15 protein-coding genes are annotated in these 17,652 nt (G+C 72.8%); 5 read left to right on the forward strand and 10 right to left on the reverse strand.

Annotated elements, in window-relative coordinates; genetic code table 11:
- Positions 1 to 384: 384 nt before the first annotated feature.
- Positions 385 to 1,236 (reverse strand): hypothetical protein, encoded by an 852-nt coding sequence (locus ACZ6TV_RS29270; RefSeq protein WP_465300505.1) that lies wholly within the window; start codon positions 1,234 to 1,236, stop codon positions 385 to 387.
- Between the two features lie 278 nt (positions 1,237 to 1,514).
- Positions 1,515 to 2,531 (reverse strand): potassium channel family protein, encoded by a 1,017-nt coding sequence (locus ACZ6TV_RS29275; protein WP_465300506.1) that lies wholly within the window; start codon positions 2,529 to 2,531, stop codon positions 1,515 to 1,517.
- A gap of 84 nt (positions 2,532 to 2,615) precedes the next feature.
- Here ACZ6TV_RS29275 and ACZ6TV_RS29280 point away from each other — a divergent pair, with 84 nt between their 5' ends.
- From ACZ6TV_RS29280 to ACZ6TV_RS29300, 5 genes are all read left to right on the forward strand, one after another.
- Positions 2,616 to 3,728: a polysaccharide pyruvyl transferase family protein gene (locus tag ACZ6TV_RS29280; RefSeq protein WP_465300507.1), complete on the forward strand. Its 1,113-nt coding sequence runs from the start codon at positions 2,616 to 2,618 to the stop codon at positions 3,726 to 3,728.
- Positions 3,729 to 3,964: 236 nt separating this feature from the next.
- Entirely contained in the window at positions 3,965 to 5,374 is a 1,410-nt protein-coding gene (locus ACZ6TV_RS29285; RefSeq protein WP_465300508.1) for an FAD-dependent oxidoreductase, read from the forward strand.
- Between the two features lie 80 nt (positions 5,375 to 5,454).
- Entirely contained in the window at positions 5,455 to 6,468 is a 1,014-nt protein-coding gene (locus tag ACZ6TV_RS29290) for a hypothetical protein (protein ID WP_465300509.1), read from the forward strand.
- A gap of 393 nt (positions 6,469 to 6,861) precedes the next feature.
- A complete protein-coding gene (locus ACZ6TV_RS29295) occupies positions 6,862 to 7,509 on the forward strand; it encodes a 4'-phosphopantetheinyl transferase family protein (RefSeq protein ID WP_465300510.1) in 648 nt (215 codons plus the stop codon).
- Positions 7,506 to 8,057 (forward strand): HD domain-containing protein, encoded by a 552-nt coding sequence (locus ACZ6TV_RS29300; protein WP_465300511.1) that lies wholly within the window; start codon positions 7,506 to 7,508, stop codon positions 8,055 to 8,057. The genes ACZ6TV_RS29295 and ACZ6TV_RS29300 overlap by 4 nt, the downstream gene beginning before the upstream one ends.
- Before the next feature lie 52 nt (positions 8,058 to 8,109).
- On the opposite strand, the gene ACZ6TV_RS29305 is transcribed toward ACZ6TV_RS29300, so the two are convergent.
- From ACZ6TV_RS29305 to ACZ6TV_RS29340, 8 genes are read right to left on the reverse strand one after another with little or no spacing between them, the layout of a single operon-like run.
- On the reverse strand, positions 8,110 to 9,450 hold the full coding sequence (locus tag ACZ6TV_RS29305; protein ID WP_465300512.1) for a rhamnulokinase: 1,341 nt from the start codon (positions 9,448 to 9,450) through the stop codon (positions 8,110 to 8,112).
- Positions 9,447 to 11,432 carry a bifunctional aldolase/short-chain dehydrogenase gene (locus ACZ6TV_RS29310; RefSeq protein ID WP_465300513.1) on the reverse strand — a complete coding sequence of 662 codons (1,986 nt, stop codon included), beginning with the start codon at positions 11,430 to 11,432 and terminating at the stop codon, positions 9,447 to 9,449. The genes ACZ6TV_RS29305 and ACZ6TV_RS29310 overlap by 4 nt, the downstream gene beginning before the upstream one ends.
- On the reverse strand, positions 11,429 to 12,607 hold the full coding sequence (rhaI, locus tag ACZ6TV_RS29315; RefSeq protein ID WP_465300514.1) for an L-rhamnose isomerase: 1,179 nt from the start codon (positions 12,605 to 12,607) through the stop codon (positions 11,429 to 11,431). The genes ACZ6TV_RS29310 and rhaI overlap by 4 nt, the downstream gene beginning before the upstream one ends.
- Complete coding sequence (locus tag ACZ6TV_RS29320) at positions 12,604 to 12,927, reverse strand: L-rhamnose mutarotase (RefSeq protein ID WP_465300515.1); 324 nt, start codon at positions 12,925 to 12,927, stop codon at positions 12,604 to 12,606. The genes rhaI and ACZ6TV_RS29320 overlap by 4 nt, the downstream gene beginning before the upstream one ends.
- A gap of 14 nt (positions 12,928 to 12,941) precedes the next feature.
- Positions 12,942 to 13,994: a rhamnose ABC transporter substrate-binding protein gene (gene rhaS, locus ACZ6TV_RS29325; RefSeq protein WP_465300516.1), complete on the reverse strand. Its 1,053-nt coding sequence runs from the start codon at positions 13,992 to 13,994 to the stop codon at positions 12,942 to 12,944.
- A 54-nt stretch (positions 13,995 to 14,048) separates the two neighbouring features.
- Entirely contained in the window at positions 14,049 to 15,056 is a 1,008-nt protein-coding gene (locus ACZ6TV_RS29330) for an ABC transporter permease (RefSeq protein WP_465300517.1), read from the reverse strand.
- Complete coding sequence (locus tag ACZ6TV_RS29335; RefSeq protein WP_465300518.1) at positions 15,053 to 16,072, reverse strand: ABC transporter permease; 1,020 nt, start codon at positions 16,070 to 16,072, stop codon at positions 15,053 to 15,055. Before ACZ6TV_RS29335 ends, ACZ6TV_RS29330 begins: the two co-directional genes overlap by 4 nt.
- The gene (locus tag ACZ6TV_RS29340) at positions 16,069 to 17,553 is read right to left on the reverse strand and encodes a sugar ABC transporter ATP-binding protein (protein WP_465300519.1); all 1,485 of its coding nucleotides are present in this window, start codon (positions 17,551 to 17,553) and stop codon (positions 16,069 to 16,071) included. The genes ACZ6TV_RS29335 and ACZ6TV_RS29340 overlap by 4 nt, the downstream gene beginning before the upstream one ends.
- Between the last annotated feature and the right edge of the window lie 99 nt (positions 17,554 to 17,652).

The following is a 17,652-nucleotide window of genomic DNA, read 5'->3' on the forward strand; positions in this document are numbered from 1 at the left end:
TCGCCACCCGCCGAAGCGACGACCCGCCAAGACCCGCCGCCCTGAGACTCGCGGCGTCTCAAGGCCGCACGGTGTAGACGGGGCCACCCACGGTGGAACGGCCGCTCGCACCGGGACGGCCCCCCACGACGCGACGGCCCACGACGCGACGGCCGACGACGGAGCAGGGACGACGGAGCAGGGACGACGGAGCAGGGACGACCGAGCAGGGACGACCGAGCAGGGACGACCAGAGCGGGGCACTCACGGAGCAAGGACGAGAGGAGCGGGCACGCATGGAAGTGAACGCGACAGGGGCGGGCAAAGGTCGGGCGCGACGGAACTGAGCGCGACGGAAGCTTGCGCGACGGAAACTTGCGCGACGCCGGCCGGTCGCGGTCCGGGCTACTTGGCGCTGCGGCGGCGGCGAACGACGAACTCAGCGACGATCGCGCCCCCGACGAGCAACACGCCGAGGGTGACCCACAGCGGGACCAGGCTGCCGCCGGTCGAGGAGGGTTCCGCGGCCGGCCCGGTGGCCCCGGTGGCCGCGATCAGGCACGCGACCTCGACCGGCTGCGCGGCCGCGTCGCCCCCGGGCGCGGACGGGACCAGCGCCTGGCAGTGCCCTTCGACCGGTGCACCGAGGTCGATCGCCACCCGCCACGCTCCTGGGGGCAGTACGCCGCTCCAGGTCTGAGTGCCACGCTCGTCACCGGTCTGCGTCAGCTTCTGCCCCACGATCGGCGTCGCCTGCCCGCTCCCTGCGGGTCCGGCACCCGACCCGGAAGACGTGGGTGCGGCACCCGACGCCTCAGAAGGCACAGGTGCGGCACCCGACCCCCCGGAAGGCGCGGGCGCGGCCCCGCTCTCGGAGGCACCCGGGGTCCCGGCGGCGGACGTGGCGGGAGTGGCGGTCAGGGTCACCGGGGTCGGTTCGTTGATCGGGTGACCGTCCTGCCACTGCGCGGTGATCCACACGGAGCCGCGCCCGTCGGAGTGGATCGTGACCGAGGCACCTCCGTGGGCCGCAGCGGGCGAAGCCTGGCCGAGTGCCGCGGCCAGGACCAGCGCGACCACCCCGGCCCGCCGGCCCAACGCCACCAGCCGCGATCGCCCACCACCGAAGAACCGTCCGGCCAGCACCCCGACCAGCGGCAACACCACCGCCGCGATCCGCCGACCCGCCGCGACGAGCCGCGAACGCACCCCACCGACGAACCAACCAGCCAGCACCCCGACCAGCGGCAACACCATGGCCGCAGCCCACCGGCCCGACGCCACCAGGCGCGACCGCACTCCGCCGACGCGTCGTCCGGCCGGCGCTGCGAACCGTGCAGAGGCCGCACCGGCGAACCGATCGACCGGCGACGCGGACAGCACCGCAGCAGCGGCGAGCCGGACCCGGGAGGGAGCCGTGGAAGAGGCGGGCGTGAGCAGTACCGCGGCAGCACCGGCGCACCCGTCGGCGGGCAGCACGCGCCGGTGGCCGGCGGGGGTTGCCGGCCGTCCGTGCGGGACGGCGCCGGAACGGGTCACGGCATCGCGGGGACGGCCTGGGGGCGGTCGTCGCGGACGTAGACGACCATGTCGCCGGTCTGGATGGTGGTGCCCTCGGGGTCGGCGAGGGAGAGGACCTTGCCGCGGCGGAACAGGGCGATGACCAGCTCGGTCAGCTCGCGCGGGGAGGAGCCCACCTCGTCGCGGCGGGCGGAGCGCATCGCGAGGGCCATGCCCTGGCCGGGGGTGAGCAGGTCCTCGACGACCTCGATGAGCGGCGGGGCGGTCGTGGACAGGCCCAGCAGCCGGCCGGCGGTGGCCGAGGAGACGATGACGTGGTGGGCGCCGGACTGGCGCAGCAGCGGTGCGTTCTCCGCCTCGCGGGCGGCGGCGATGATCGAGACCTTGCCGGCGGTCAGCTGGCGGACGGTGAGGGTGACCAGGACCGACGCGTCGTCGCTGTCGGTGGCGATGATGATCGCCTTGGCGTCCTCGACGCGGGCCTCCTTGAGGACCGTGGAGCGGGTCGCGGAGCCGTCGACGACGACGAGGCCGTCGGACTGGGCCTGGCGGACGGCGGCCGGGTTGTTCTCCACCACGACCACCTGGGAGCGGTCCAGACCGTTCTCCACCAGGGTGCCGACCGCCGCGCGGCCCTTCGTGCCGTAGCCGCAGACGATGACGTGGTTCTTCACGCGCTTCCTCCACCGCTGCAACCTGAGGTTCGTGCGGTACTGCTCGGTCAGGACTTCGAGGGTGGTGCCGACCAGGATGATCAGGAACAGCACGCGGGCCGGGGTGATGATCAGGATGTTGGCCAGGCGGGCCGACTCGGAGACCGGGGTGATGTCGCCGTAGCCGGTCGTGGAGAGGGTGACCACGGCGTAATAGAAGCAGTCGAGGAGGGTGAGCCCGTCCTCGTTGACGTCCCGGTAGCCGTCCCGGTCGACGAAAATGACCAGGACGATCGCGGAGACGAGCAGGACCGCGAACCCGAGCCGGGCGCTGATCGCCCGCAGGGGGCCCCGCCGCACTGCCGGAAACTGGATCACGTGCCCCGCCCACGGATTGCTGAATGGTCGAAACCCACCATACGTGCCAGGTATGACAGGACGGGCGCTGGGTAGCGAGCGCGCATGACAAGAGTGGGCGTGCTCGGCTCGTACGGTGGCTGCAATCTCGGCGACGAGGCGATCCTGACGAGCGTTCTCGCCGACCTGCGCGCGCGGCGGCCGGACGTGGACGTCCTGGTGTTCTCCCGTGAGCCCGGGCACACCTCGGCGGCCCACCCGGACGTCGAGGTCGCGCCGTGGGAAGGGGTGAGCCGGGACCGGACCGCGGCCGAGCTGCGACGGCTCGACCTGCTGGTCCTCGGTGGCGGCGGCATCCTGTACGACACGGAGGCCCGCCGTTACCTGCGGGTCGTACGCACGGCGCAGGAGCAACGGGTGCCGGTGTTCGCGTACGCCCTCGGCGCCGGCCCGCTCACCGAGGAGATCGACTGCGCGATGGCGCGGGACGTGCTCGCCCAGGCGGTCGAGGTCACCGTCCGCGACGAGGAGTCCAAGGTCGCGCTCGAGGAGGCCGGGGTGACCTGCCGGGTGTCGGTCACCGCCGACCCGGCGCTGCTGCTGGCCCCGGAGGAGTTCGACATCGGCCTGCTGCGCGACTCGCTGCCGCCCGGCCGCCGGGTCGTCGGGATGAGTGTCCGCGAGCCGGGCCGCGCCGCGCAGCACCTGGACGCCGACGGGTACCACCAGCTGCTCGCCCACGTCGGCGACTTCATCGTGCACCGGCTCGACGCGTCGCTGCTGTTCGTGCCGATGGAGCGCTCCGACATCCGGCACGCCCACGCCGTGCTCGCCCGGATGACGGCGGCCGAGCACTGCCGGGTGCTGCACGGTGAGTACCGGCCGGGCCAGATCCTCGACCTGATGAAGCACCTCGACCTGGCCGTCGGGATGCGGCTGCACTTCCTGATGTTCGCCGCCCTGGCCGGGGTACCGCTGCTGGCGCTGCCGTACGCGGGGAAGGTCTTCGACTTCGCCTCCCGCATCGGCGCGCCCGTGCCGCGCGGCGTGGTCCGTGAGGCGGCCGGCCCGCTGCTCGCCCAGGTCGACCGGCTGTGGGACGAGCGACCGCAGCGGCTGGAGGAGACCGCCTCACGGGTCGCGGCGCTGAAGCAGCGGGCCACCGAGACGGGCCGCCGCCTCGGGGCGCAGCTCGAACGGGCGAAGGTGGCGGCATGAGCGGCCAGCGAAGCGGCTCGGGCCGCTCATCATGTGACAGGTTGAGCTCAGGCCGACGCCGGAGCGCAGCGGAGGTGACGGCATGAGCGGCCGCTCATCATGTGACAGTTCCGGCTCAGGCCGACGCCGGAGCGCAGCGGAGGTGGCGGCATGAGCGGACAGCGAAGCGGCTCGGGCCGCTCATCGTGTGACAGTTTCGGCTCAGGCCGACGCCGGAGCGCAGCGGAGGTGGCGGCATGAGCACCCTCGACCGGGCCGACGGTGCGGCACGCGTACACCTGCCGCCGCGGACGGCCGAATACGGCGGGCACACGGAGGTCCTCGTCGTCGGCGGCGGCCCGGCCGGGTTCGGCGCGGCGATGGGCGCGGCCGCCGCGGGCGCCGACGTCGTGCTCGTCGAGCGTTACGGGTTCCTCGGCGGCAACGCCACCGCGGCGCTGGTCATGCCGCTCATGAGCTTCCACAACGAGATGAAGCAGGCGGTCGGCGGTGACGACAACCGGCTGCTGCCGACCGACCACGGCGAGGGCGAGCCCGTCGTCGCCGGGGTGCTGTGGATGCTGCTGGACCGCCTGGTCAGGGTGCGCGGGGCGATCACGCCGACGCCGGACACGGGCTACACGGTCCCGTTCGACCCCGAGGTGTTCAAGCTCGTCACGTACGACCTGCTCGACGGCGCCGGCGTGCGGCTGCTGCTGCACGCGTTCGCCTCGGACATGATCGCGTTGCCCGACTCGTCCCGCGTGGTGTTCGAGACGAAGTCCGGGCCGGTCGTCATCGACGCCGACGTCGTCGTGGACTGCACCGGCGACGGCGACCTGGCCGCGTCGGCGGGCGCGCCGTACGAGGTCGGCCGCCCCGAGGACGGGCTGACCCAGCCGATGACCCTGATGTTCCGGGTCGGCAACATGGACCGGGAGGAGTTCGCCGCGTACGTGCGGGAGCATCCGGACCAGTGGAAGGGCGTGCACGGCCTGTGGGACCTGATCCGGGCCGCCCGCGACGCCGGTGAGCTGGACCTGCCGCGGGAGGACATCCTGTTCTTCGCCACGCCGCACGAGGGCGAGGTGTCGGTCAACTCGACCCGCTTCGGCGGCCTCGGCATCAGCGTGTGGGACCTCACCCGCGCCGAGCTCACGATGCACCGGCAGCTGGCGGGCATCGCCCGGTTCCTGCGCGAGCGGGTGCCGGGCTTCGGGTCGTCGTACGTCATCCAGAGCGGCGTGCAGGTCGGCGTCCGGGAGACCCGCCGGGTCCTCGGCGACTACCACCTCACGGGGCAGGACGTCCTCGACGCGCGGAAGTTCCCCGACGTGGTGGCGCGCGGCGCGTACCCGGTGGACATCCACAACCCGAACGGCCCCGGTACGATCCTGCGCCGGCTGCCGCAGGGCACCTCGTACGACATCCCGCTGCGGACCCTGCTCCCCCGCGACGTGGACCGGCTGCTGGTCGCGGGCCGCTGCATCTCCGGCGACCACGTGGCGCACAGCTCCTACCGCATCATGCCGATCTCCATGGCGACCGGCCAGGCCGCCGGGGTGTGCGCGGCGCTCGCGGCGCGGGCCGGGAAACCGCCGCGCGAGATCGCCGCGACACAGGTGCAGCGTGTACTGCGAGCACAGGGCGCGTCACTTTCCAACTGAGCGTGGCGATTTCCTGACCATGCGTTGATTTTGGGGCAAGGCCGTCGCCCCGGCGACGGCGATGCGCCAGGATCGATCGCATGGCGAGCACCACACAGCTGACGACGGTCCCGGGCCGGCCGCTGTCCAGCCCGCGCCGGGACCTGGCCGTCGCGCTCGCCACGCTCTGGCTCGCCGGCGGTCTCTTCCTCGACGGCTGGGCGCACACCCACGTGCCCGAGCTGGAGACCTTCTTCACCCCGTGGCACGGCGTGCTCTACAGCGGCTATGCGGTGCTCGCCCTGGCCCTCGTCCCGCCGCCCGTGTGGCGCGGCCGCCCGGCCGGTCCGCCGCGCACCTGGGTCCCCGCGGGCTATGCCCTCGGCCTGCTCGGCGCCGCCCTCTTCGCCGCCGGCGGCGTCGCCGACATGACCTGGCACACCCTCCTCGGCATCGAGATCGACCTGGAGGCCCTGCTCAGCCCGCCGCACCTGCTGCTGCTCACCTCCGGCACCCTGATGATCACCACCCCGGTCCGCGCCCTGTCGGCCCGCCGCGCCGCGCCGTCCTTCGCGGGCGACCTGCCCGTCCTGCTGTGCATGGCCAGCGCGACCGGCGTCGCCGCCTTCTTCCTCGACTACCTGTCCCCGTTCCTCGACGCCCCCGCCGCGTATGGCGGCTTCGGCGACGAGCCGGCGTTCGGGCTCGGCCAGTACCTCACCTTCACCCTGCTCGTCGTCGTGCCCGTCCTCTTCGTCTGGACCCGGCTCGGCCGCGTCCCCGCCGGCCTCATCACGGTCGTCGTCGCCGCCGCCTCGATCCCCAACGGCGTCTTCAACGACTTCCAGCACCTCGCCGCCCAGCTGTGGCCCTTGATCGGCGCGGTGGCCGCCGACGCCGCCGTGCGGTGGGCCGCCGCGAGCCGCCCACCGCTGGTCCCTCTCACCGCCGCCACCCTCACCCCGTTGCTGGTCTGGTCCACCCACCTGCTCGGCGTGCAGCTGTCGGTGGGCGTGACCTGGTCGACGCCCCTCTGGGCGGGCGTCGTCACGGTGACCACCCTCGCGGGCGCCGCGCTCGCCGCCCTGTTCCACCCACCGCCCCGGCCGTCCTGACCCCCACGCCCCGCGATCCCACAGCAGGCCGTTCGCCGCTTCGAGGACGGCCGCCAAAGCCCGGCACGTGGCGCGGATCAGGTGGCTGCGGGTCTGCATGGCGTGGCGCCGCGGTCGAGCAGGCCGGTGGGCCCGATCGTCCAGCACCGAGCGCCCCGGCCACTGGGTGCTCATGGACGGCCCGGGGACGTGTTTCCCGTCGTCGAGCGGCGACCCTGGCCGCGGCGTGGACACAAGGTTCGCGACCTGCGCGTCGCGGACCTGGCCGCGATGGCGTCGATGACCGCGACTGTGTGGATCGTGCCGGAAAGGCCGGAAAAGCACCGGGGAGGTGCTTGCGGCGGGCAACCGGCGACAGCGCGGGAATGCGGCGCTGACAGTAGAGTTCCTGGCGTGCGGGACCTGTTGCCTGGGATTGTCGTGGTTGAGGTGGCCGGTGAAGGTGACTGGGGCGGGGTGTTGTTGCCCGAGGAGGCCGCCGGGTTGTCGCCGCGGGCGGTTGAGGGGCGGCGCCGGGAATACACGGCCGGCCGGGTGTGCGCGCGGCGGGCGCTCGGGCAGGTCGGGATCCACGACCAGCCGGTGCTGACCGGGCCGAGCCGGGCACCGGTCTGGCCGGCGGGAGCGACGGGGAGCATCACGCACACCAAGGGATACTGCGCGGTCGCGGTCGGACGGGTCCCGGACGTGCGGGCCGTGGGGATCGACGCGGAGCGGCGCACGGTGCTGCCCGCCAACATCGTGGCGGCGATCTGCCTGCCGGAGGAGATCGCCTGGTGCGCGGCGCGGCCTGACGAGCCGTGGTGGCCGGCGGTGCACTTCAGCGCCAAGGAGACCGTGTTCAAGATGTGGTCGCCGATCATGGGGACGTGGCTGGACTTCCACGACGCCCGTCTGACCCTCGACCCGCTCGGCAACACGTTCGTGGCGGAGATCCTGCCGGAGAAGCTGGAGGAGTCGCCGGGCGCGCCGACGTCGTTCCGGGGACGGTTCGCGGTCGAGCCGGACCTGATCCGCACCGCGGGCTACGTCGAGCGGTGACCGACCTCGACCGTGCCCTGGCCGAGCCCGGCCTGCGGCCCCTGCCCGCGGAGGCGGCGGCGGTCCTGCGGCGGGTCGGTGCGCCGCCCCGGCTGGCCGCGCACCTGCGGGCGGTGCACGACGTCGCGGCGCAGCTGCTCGACTGGCTGGCGGTGGCCGCGCCCCAGCTGGTGCTCGACCGGGAAGCGGTGCTGTTCGGGGCCGCGACCCACGACATCGGCAAGACCCTGCACCCGCAGGAGCTGCGGGGGCCGGGCAGCGCGCACGAGGCGGCCGGTGCCGAGATGCTGCGGGAGTACGGGGACCTCGCCAGGTTCGCCGCCAACCACGCGCGGTGGGAGCGGCCGGACGCGACGCCGGAGGAGCTGCTCGTCAGCCTCGCCGACAAGGTGTGGAAGGGCAAGCGGGTCGAGGGGCTGGAGCGGCGTGTCGCGGACCTGCTGGGCGGCGAGCCGTGGGAGGCGTTCATGATCCTCGACGACGAGCTGACCCGCATCACCGGCGACGCCGACACCCGCCTCTCGTTCCAGACGGCATATCCGATCTGACGAACGCCGCGCGGCGTATCCGATCTGACGGATACCGCGCCGCGCACCCGGGCTAGGACGAGGGCAGGTACGTGCGCGACGAGCTGATCAGGGCGCGCATCGACGGCAGGTCCGGCGGGACGAGGTCGAGGGCGCGGGCCTGGACCAGGACGTTGCCGAGCGCGCCGGCCTCGACCGGGCCCGCCTCGACGGGCAGGCCGCACGCGTCGGCGGTGAGCTGGCACAGCAGGGCGTTCTGCGCGCCGCCGCCGACCAGGTGGATCACGTCGACCGGCCGGCCGGTGAGCCGCTCGGCGTCCAGGATCGCCTGCCGGTACGCCAGGGCGAGGCTGTCCAGGATGCAGCGGGTCATCGCGTACGGGTCGGCGGGCACCGGCTGATCCGTCTCCCGCAACGCGGCGGCGATCCGGGCGGGCATGTCGCCGGGGGCGAGGAACCGCGGGTCGGTGGCGTCCACGACGCTGCGCCCGCCGGGCACCGAGGCCGCCCCGGCGAGCAGGTCGGCCAGCGGGACGGACCCCCAGGAGCGCATGCATTCCTGCAGCAGCCACAGGCCCATGACGTTGCGCAGGTAGCGGACGGTGCCGTCGACGCCGACCTCGTTGGTGAAGCCGGACCCGGCAGCGATGACGGGAGCGGGCAGCTCGACCCCGACCAGGGACCAGGTGCCGCAGGAGATGTACGCGAACCGGTCCGTCCGCGCGGGAACACCCACCACGGCCGAGGCGGTGTCGTGCGAGGCCACGGTCGTCACCAGCGTCGACGGATCCGACAGCAGCGGCCCGGCGACGGTGCCCGGGTCGCGCAGCGGCGGCAGCAGCGACGCGCGGATGCCGAGCCGCGCGACCAGCGGCAGGTCCCACCCGGCGCCGCCGGCGCGCAGCAGCCCGGTGGTGGACGCGTTGGTGCGCTCCGCGCCGATGACGCCGCTCAGCCAGTACGTGACGAGGTCCGGGATCAGCAGCAGCGTGCGGGCGGCGGCCAGCTGCGCGCTGCCCGCCGCCGCGAGCAGCTGGAACACCGTGTTGAAGGGCTGGTTCGCGATCCCGGTCGCCGCGTACAGCTCGGCGGCCGGGACCGGGGAGACGACGTCGTCGGTGCGCGCGTCGCGGTAGTGCACGGGGTTGCCGAGCAGGCGGCCGTCGCCGTCGAGCAGCCCGTAGTCGACCGCCCACGAGTCGACGCCGATGGACCTCACCGGCCCGGCCGCGCGCAGGCCGTCGAGGATCCCCTGGTACAGGCTGAGGATGTCCCAGTGCAGGGTGCCCTGGACGCGGACGGGCGTGTTGGCGAAGCGGGCGGCCTCGGTGAGGGTGATCGACGAGCCGACGGTGCCGACCATCACCCGGCCGCTGGAGGCGCCGAGGTCGACCGCCGCGATGCGGGCACTCATCGCAGGAACGCCGCGGCCACGCCCGCGTCGACGGGGACGTGCAGGCCCGTGGTGTGCGACAGTTCGCCGCCGACGAGGGCGAAGACGGCGTTCGCCACGTGCGCGGGCAGGACCTCCCGTTTCAGGATGGTGCGCTGGGCGTAGAACGCGCCGAGCTCGGCCTCCGGCACGCCGTAGACGGCGGCGCGCTGCGCGCCCCAGCCGGAGGCGAAGATGCCGGAGCCGCGGACGACGCCGTCGGGGTTGACGCCGTTGACCCGGATCCCGTGCTCGCCGAGCTCGGCGGCGAGGAGCCTGACCTGGTGCGCCTGGTCGGCCTTGGTGGCGCCGTACGCGACGTTGTTGGGCCCGGCGAAGACGGCGTTCTTCGACGCGATGTACACGATGTCGCCGCCCGTGCCCTGCGCGATCATGACGCGGGCGGCCTCGCGGGCGACGAGGAACGAGCCGCGGGCCATGACGTCGTGCTGCAGGTCCCAGTCCTCGACCGTGGTCTCCAGCAGCGGCTTGGAGATGGACAGGCCGGCGTTGTTGATGACGAGGTCGACGCCGCCGAACGCGAGGACCGCCTCGGCCAGGGCGGCCTTGATCGCGGCTTCGGACGTGACGTCGACGGTGACGGCCACCGCCTTGTCGGGACCACCGATCTCCGCCGCCACCTCCGAGGCCGACGAGGCGGACCGGTCGGCGACCACGACGCAGGCGCCCTCGGCGGCGAGCCGCAGCGCGATGGCCCGGCCGATGCCCGACCCGCCGCCGGTCACCAGCGCCACCCGGGCGGCGAGGGGCCGCGGCGCGGGGCGGCGGGCGAGTTTCGCCTCCTCCAGGGCCCAGTACTCGATCCGGAACTTCTCCGACTCGGGGATCGGCGCGTACGTGGACACCGACTCGGCGCCGCGCATGACGTTGATCGCGTTGACGTAGAACTCCCCCGCCACGCGCGCGGTCTGCTTGTCGGCGCCGAAGCTGAACATGCCGACGCCCGGCACGAGGACGATCGCCGGGTCCGCGCCGCGCATCGCCGGCGAGTCCGGGGTGGCGTGCCGCTCGTAGTAGGCGGCGTACTCGGCACGGTAGGCGGCGAACTGCTCCGGGACGTCGGCGGATGTCAGCACCAGGGGTCGCACCTTGGTGCGCAGGAAGTGGTCCGGGCACGAGGTGCCGAGCGCCGCCAGCTCCTCCAGCCGGGCACTGCCGACGAAGTCGAGCACCTCGGGAGACGCCGTGTAGTGCCCGACCTGCGGCCGGTCGCTGGACGCGAGCCCGCGCAGCACCGGCATCAGCTCGGCGGCCCGGGCAGCGCGCTCCGCGTCCGGCAGCGGCTCGTGTACCACCGGCCCGAACGGCGACGGCCGGCCGCGCGCGGCGAGGAACTCCGTCGCGGTGCGGATGATCTCCAGGGAGTTCGCCTCGCACTCGTCCGACGTGGCGCCCCACGCGGTGATGCCGTGCCCGCCGAGGATCACGCCGATCGCCTGCGGGTTCGCCCGCTGTACCGCGGCGATGTCCAGGCCGAGCTGGAAGCCGGGCCGCCGCCACGGCACCCACAGCACCCGGTCGCCGAAGCATTCCTTGGTCAGTGCCGGCCCGTCGGCGGCGGTGGCGAGGGCGATGCCCGCGTCGGGGTGCAGGTGGTCGACGTGCGCCGCCTCGACCAGGCCGTGCATGGCGGTGTCGATCGACGGCGCGGCGCCGCCCCGGCCGTGCAGGCAGTAGTCGAACGCGGCGACCATCTCGTCCTCGCGGTCGACGCCCGGGTACACGTCGACGAGCGCCCGCAGCCGGTCCAGCCGGAGCACGGCGAGGCCGGCCTCGGTGAGCGTGCCGAGGTCCCCGCCGGAGCCCTTCACCCACAGCAGCGCGACCGGTCCGCCCGTGACGGGGTCCGCGGCGGTGCCCGCCGCCGACGTGTTGCCGCCCGCGTAGTTGGTGTTGCGGGGGTCGGCCCCGAGCCGGCGCGAGCGGTCGATCAGCTCCTTCATGCGCCCCATCCCGCCTGCGTGCCGCCGACCCGCTCCGCGCGGACCCGCTCCAGGTAGCCGGACCGCTTGTACGCGCCGATCGGGTCGGGGTCCAGCCCCATGTCCTCCCGTACGCCACGCAGCAGCGGCCGGACGTCGGTGTTGTAGGCGTCCATGAGCACCTCGTTGGCCCCGAGGACGTCCCCGTCGAGCTGCGCCGCGCGGAGGGCGGCGTGGTCGACGAGGAGCGCCTTCGCGGTCGCCTCCTGCACGTTGAGCACGGACCGGATCACCGCCTGGATCTTGGGTTCGAGGTTGTGGCACTGGTCGAGCATGAACGCGATCCCCTGCTCGGTGAGCGCGCCGGCGAGGACGATCTCGTGCATGATCCGGAACAGCTGGAACGGGTCGGCGGCGCCGACCATGAGGTCGTCGTCGGCGTAGAAGCGGGAGTTGAAGTCGAACCCGCCGAGCTTCCCGGCGCGCAGCAGGACGGCGACGATGAACTCGATGTTGGTGCCGGGCGCGTGGTGGCCGGTGTCGATGACCACCTGGGCCCGGTCGCCGAGGCTGACGCAGTGCGCGTAGGCGGTGCCCCAGTCGGGCACGTCGGTCATGTAGAAGGCCGGCTCGAACAGCTTGTACTCCAGCAGCATCCGCTGGTCGGGGCCGAGCCGGTCGTACGTCTCGGACAGCGCCTCGGCCAGCCGGTCCTGCCGGGTGCGCACGTCGTCCTGGCCGGGGTAGTTGGTGCCGTCGGAGAACCACAGCTTCAGGTCCCGCGACCCGGTGCGGTCCATGATGTCCACGCATTCCAGGAGGTGCCCGATCGCCTTGCGGCGGATGCCGGGGTCGGGGTTGGTGACGCTGCCGAGCTTGTAGTCGTCGTCCTGGAACACGTTGGTGTTGATGGCGCCGAGCGCGACGCCGAGGTCCTTGGCGTGCCGCGCGAGGTCCGTGTAGTCCTCGACGAGGTCCCACGGGATGTGCAGCGCGACGGTCGGCGCCACGCCGGTGAACCGGTGCACGGCCGCCGCGTCGGCGAGCTTCTCATACGGGTCCCGGGGCACGCCCTCCTGCGGGAACACCTTGAAGCGGGTGCCCGAGTTGCCGTATGCCCAGGACGCCGTCTCGATCCGCTGGCCGCGTAGTTGTGCCGCGACACGCGTGCGCGTCTCCGGGGCGAGCTCTGTCATTGCGACGCTCCAAGTTGATGCTCGAGGTTGAACACCTCGTCGAGGACGACGAAGTGCCGACCGCTGATGAAGAACTCCGCCATCTCCGCCTGCCAGCGCCGGTCGACGTCGGTGGCGTCCATGGCGGCCTGCGCGGCGGCGAAGTCCTCGGTGAGGAGGTAGCCGACGAGCAGGCCGTCGTCGCGGAGGAAGAGCGAGTAGTCGTGCCAACCCGCGTCGCGCAGTGCCGCGAGCATCTCGGGCCAGACGTGGGCGTGGCGGCGCCGGTACTCCTCCAGCCGGTCAGGCTTGACCTGCAGCGTGAAACAGATCCGGCGCACGCCACCCACCCCCCCTAGAAGTTGAACGTGTCCACGTTGGAGGCGTTGAAGGTGAACGGGTCGCCGAGCAGGATCGTGCCGTCCTTGCCGACGGTGAACTCGCCGAGCTTGCCGGCCTTGAACTTGTCGCCTTCCTTGCCCTTGATGACCCCGGAGGCCAGGGACGCGCCCGCGTAGGCGGCGAGGTAGCCGAGGTCGGCCGGGTTCCACAGGGCGAACGCCTTGACGGTGCCGTCCTTGACGTAGGCCTTCATCTGGTTCGGCGTGCCGAGGCCGGTCAGCTGGACCTTGCCCTTGTACGTGGAGCCGGACAGGTAGCGGCCGGCGGCGGCGACCCCGACGGTGGTCGGCGAGATGATGCCCTTCAGGTTGGGGTGCTTGGCGAGCAGGCCCTGCGCCTCCTGGAAGGACTTCTGGTCGTCGTCGTCGCCGTAGACGGTGTCGACGAGCTTGAGCTTGCTGTACTCCGGCTTCGCCAGCTCGGTCTTCATCATCTCGATCCAGGCGTTCTGGTTCGTGGCGTTGGCGGTCGCGGACAGGATCGCGATCTCGCCGCCCTCGGCGCCGATGGCCTCGGAGATGAGCTTGATCTGGATCTTCGCGATGCCCTCGGAGGTGGCCTGGTTGATGAACAGGTCGCGGCACTCGGGCTTGGTGTCCGAGTCGTAGGTGACGATCTTCGCGCCGGCCTTGCGGGCCTCGTTGAGGGCGCCGCAGATGGCGTCCTTGTCGTTGGCGGACACCGCGATCACGTTGGTGCCCTGCTGCGACAGCGTGTTGATGTAGCTGACCTGCGCCGACGGGCTGGCCTCGGACGGGCCGGTCTGGCTGTAGCTGCCCTTGAACTCCTCGACGGCGACCTTGCCGCCCTTGTTGTCGGAGGTGTCGAAGTACGGGTTGTTGACCTGCTTGGGCAGGAAGGCGACCTTCAGGCCGCTCTTGATGGTGTCGGAGGTGGCGGCGCCGTCACCGGATCCCGTGGCGGGGTCGGAGTCCTCGGCGCAGGCGGTGGTGCTGAACGCGAGCGCGGCGGCTACCGCGACCGCGATGAGCTTGCCAGCTCTCATGGGATTGAATCCTTTCAGCGGGGGTCGCGCGAAACGGGGGTGTGGGTGTCGCTCTTACGTGGTGCGCCGGCGGCGGAGACGCTCGCGCGCCATGCCGATGACGTTCGGTCCGACGACCGAGGCGATGAGCAGCGAGCCGGTGATGATGGTGAGGGTGTTCGCCGGCACGTTCGCCAGTTGCAGTGCGTTGCGCAGGGTGGACAGCAGCAGGACGGCGCCGATGACGCCGACCAGGCCGCCCCGGCCGCCGAAGATGGAGACCCCGCCGAGCAGGACCGCCGCGACGACCGCGAGCTCCAGGCCGTTGCCGTTGTCGGCGCGGGCGCTGGCGAAGCGGAACGTCCAGAAGACCCCGGCCAGGGACGCCATCATGCCGGTGGCGACGAAGAGCCAGAACTTGGTGCGGGCGACGGCGATCCCGGCGAAGCGGGCGGCCTCCGCGTTGTTGCCCATGGCGTACAGGCCGCGGCCGACGGGGGTGGCGTGCAGGAGCACACCGAAGAGCACCGCGAGGACGGCGACGACGATGATGACCCACGGGATGGTGAGGCCGGGGATGGGGCTGATCGCGGCGTCGGTCCAGCTGACCGGGTAGTCGGCGACCGCCTTGTCGCCGAGGACGACGTAGGCGAGCCCCCGGTACAGCGCGAGGGTGCCGATCGTGACGGCGAGGGACGGCAGCCCGAAGACGGTGATGAACAGGCCGTTGACGGCGCCGAGGACCGCGCCGAGCAGCAGGCACAGCGCGATGAGCAGCGGCAGGGAGGTGACCCCGTGCGCCCACAGGTCGCCCATGACGGCGCAGGTGAGGCCGAGGGTGCTGGCCACCGACAGGTCGATCTCGCCGGTGATGACGACCAGCGTCATCGGCAGCGCGATGACGGCGATCGGCACGACCTCCAGGGTCACGAACCGCCAGAACCGCGGGCTGGCGACCCCTTCGATCGTCGCGGCGCCGATAACGGCGACGAGGACGAGCGCGAGCAGGACGACGGCGTCCCAGGAGCCGACGGCGGGCAGCAGCCGGCGCGCCGGTGCCTTCCTCAACGCGAGCTCGGTCATTTGCCGGGTCCTCCCTGCAGGCTGCGTGCGACGCGGAGCGACAGGACCCGGTCGAGACCGATCGCGGCGAGGATCAGCGCGCCGATCGCGGCCCGCTGCCAGAACGGGTTGATGCCGAGCACCGGCAGCGCGCTGGAGATCGTGGTGAGCAGCACGGCGCCGAGGGCCGCGCCGTAGACGGAGCCGCTGCCGCCGAAGATCGCCACCCCGCCGACGACGACCGCGGCGACCACGTTGAGCTCGACGCCGAGGCCGGCGTTGGCGTCCAGGGTGCCGAAGCGGGAGACGTACAGGACGCCGGCGAGCCCGGCGAGGGCGCCGCTGGCGACGAACGCCGCGAACACCCGCCGGCCGACCCGGATGCCGGTGAGTCTCGCCGCGGCCGGGTCGGAGCCGATCGCGTAGAGCTCGCGGCCGCTGCGGTACGAGCGGAGGTAGAAGCCCGCGCAGAGCACGACGACGACCGCGAACAGGGTCAGGACCGGCACGCCGAGGACGGTGGCGGTGCCCATGCGCAGGAAGCCGTGCGGGATGTCCGCGGCGTTGATCTGCTTGCCCTCGGCCCACCGGTAGTCGAGGCCGCGGAAGACGTACAGGGTGCCGAGCGTGACCACCAGCGCCGGCACCCGGGCGGCGGCGATGAGGGCACCGTTGACCGCGCCGCACACCGCGCCGAGTGCCGTGCCGGCGACGACCGCCACCGGGATCGGCAGCCCCGGATGGTCGAGGAACAGGGTGCCGGTCGCGAACGCCGACAGGCCGAGCACCGACCCGACGGACAGGTCGACGTTGCGGGTGATGACGACGATCGCCTGGCCGGTGGCGAGGATCGCCAGGATGGTGGAGCCGAGCAGCAGGTCCTTGACGCTCTGCGCGGACAGGAACCGCGGGTTGCTGATCGCGGTGCCGCCGATGAGCAGCACGAGCGCGACGAGGATGCCGAGCTCCCTGACCAGGAACACGCGGTGGGTGAGCTTGGCGCTCCTGACCTCCGCCCGGTCCAGCACGGCGGTCATGTCGCCTGTCCTGTCGCCGCCAGCATCACGGACTCCTCGTCGGCTCGGGTGCGGGGGATGTCGGCGGCGATCCGCCCTTCGTGCATGACCAGGACGCGGTCCGCCATGCCGAGGACCTCGGGCAGCTCGCTGGAGACCATGAGCACGGCGACGCCTTCGCCGGCGAGCTCGCTCAGCAGCCGGTGCACCTCCGCCTTGGTGCCGACGTCGATGCCGCGCGTGGGTTCGTCGACGATGAGGACCCGGGGGGACGTCGACAGCCACTTGGCGAGGACGACCTTCTGCTGGTTGCCGCCGGACAGGGTGGCGACGGGGTCGCTGAGTTTGGCGGCCTTCACCTGCAGGCGCTCGGTCCAGGTGCGGGCGTCGCGGCGTTCGGCGGGGCCGAGCAGCAGCCCGAGCCGGCTCAGCGACCAGCGCCGCGGCAGGGTCGCGTTGCGTTCCACGGACAGCTCCATGACGAGGCCCTGCTGGCGGCGGTCCTCGGGGACGAGGGCGAGCCCGGCGGCGATCGCCGCGGACGCGCTGCCTCCGGTGAGGGGCCGGCCGTCGACGCGGACCTCGCCGGCGTCGTACCGGTCGACGCCGAACACGGCGCGGATGACCTCGGAGCGCCCGGCGCCGACGAGCCCGGCGAGGGCGACGATCTCCCCGCCGTGCACGGTGAAGGTCACGTCCTGGAACACGCCGGCGCGGGTGAGCCCCCGCACCTCCAGGCGGGCCTCGCCCGGCTCGGCGGCGGTGCGCCGCGGATACATGGAGGAGACCTCGCGCCCGACCATGCGCCGCACCACCTGCTCGACGGTGAGGTCGGTGGCGTCGTCGGTGGACACCCACCGCCCGTCCCGCATGACGGTGATCCGCTGGCAGAGGGAGAAGACCTCGTCGAAGCGGTGGGAGATGAACAGGACGGCGGCGCCGCTGTCGCGCAGCGCGCGGGCGACGGCGAAGAGCCGCTCGACCTCGACGCCGGACAGCGCGGCGGTCGGCTCGTCCATGACGAGGATCCGGGCGTCGAACGACAGCGCCTTGGCGATCTCGACGAGCTGCTGGTCGGCGATCGACAGCCCGCGGGCGGGCCGGTCGGGGTCGAGGTGCACGCCGAGCCGGTCGAAGAGCTCGGCGGCCCGGGCCCGCATCGCGGCGGTGTCGACGCGGCGCATGGAGCGCAGCGGCTGCCGGCCGATGAAGATGTTCTCCGCGACGGTCAGGTCGGGGAAGAGCGTCGGCTCCTGGTAGATGACGGCGATGCCGGCGTCGCGGGCGTCGGCGGGGCCGCCGAGCCGCAGCGGCTCCCCGTCGAGGGTGATCGTCCCGGCGTCGGGTGCGTGCGCCCCGGCGAGGATCTTCACCAGGGTCGACTTGCCCGCGCCGTTCTCCCCGACGAGGGCGTGCGCCTCGCCGCCGCGCAGCTCCAGGCGCACGTCGCGGAGCGCGGCGACGGCGCCGAACGACTTGCTCACGCCTTCGAGAACCAGCACCGACCTCTCCCTTGTGAAACGTTTCATACAATGACTACAGTGACGGTAGAAGCAGACCCCTGACGCCGTCAAGGGTTTCAATCGCGTTACCGCTTCGAT

The organism is Dactylosporangium sp. NPDC051087 (assembly GCF_055586325.1).

Bases quoted from the DNA above. Each gene is read 5' to 3' on its own strand.
- ACZ6TV_RS29285 (WP_465300508.1), top strand. From the start codon at position 3,965: ATGAGCACCCTCGACCGGGCCGACGGTGCGGCACGCGTACACCTGCCG.
- ACZ6TV_RS29330 (WP_465300517.1), bottom strand. From the start codon at position 15,056: ATGACCGAGCTCGCGTTGAGGAAGGCACCGGCGCGCCGGCTGCTGCCC.
- rhaI (WP_465300514.1), bottom strand. From the start codon at position 12,607: ATGACAGAGCTCGCCCCGGAGACGCGCACGCGTGTCGCGGCACAACTA.
- ACZ6TV_RS29335 (WP_465300518.1), bottom strand. From the start codon at position 16,072: ATGACCGCCGTGCTGGACCGGGCGGAGGTCAGGAGCGCCAAGCTCACC.
- ACZ6TV_RS29270 (WP_465300505.1), bottom strand. From the start codon at position 1,236: ATGGTGTTGCCGCTGGTCGGGGTGCTGGCTGGTTGGTTCGTCGGTGGG.
- rhaS (WP_465300516.1), bottom strand. From the start codon at position 13,994: ATGAGAGCTGGCAAGCTCATCGCGGTCGCGGTAGCCGCCGCGCTCGCG.
- ACZ6TV_RS29310 (WP_465300513.1), bottom strand. From the start codon at position 11,432: ATGAAGGAGCTGATCGACCGCTCGCGCCGGCTCGGGGCCGACCCCCGC.
- ACZ6TV_RS29305 (WP_465300512.1), bottom strand. From the start codon at position 9,450: ATGAGTGCCCGCATCGCGGCGGTCGACCTCGGCGCCTCCAGCGGCCGG.
- ACZ6TV_RS29280 (WP_465300507.1), top strand. From the start codon at position 2,616: ATGACAAGAGTGGGCGTGCTCGGCTCGTACGGTGGCTGCAATCTCGGC.
- ACZ6TV_RS29290 (WP_465300509.1), top strand. From the start codon at position 5,455: ATGGCGAGCACCACACAGCTGACGACGGTCCCGGGCCGGCCGCTGTCC.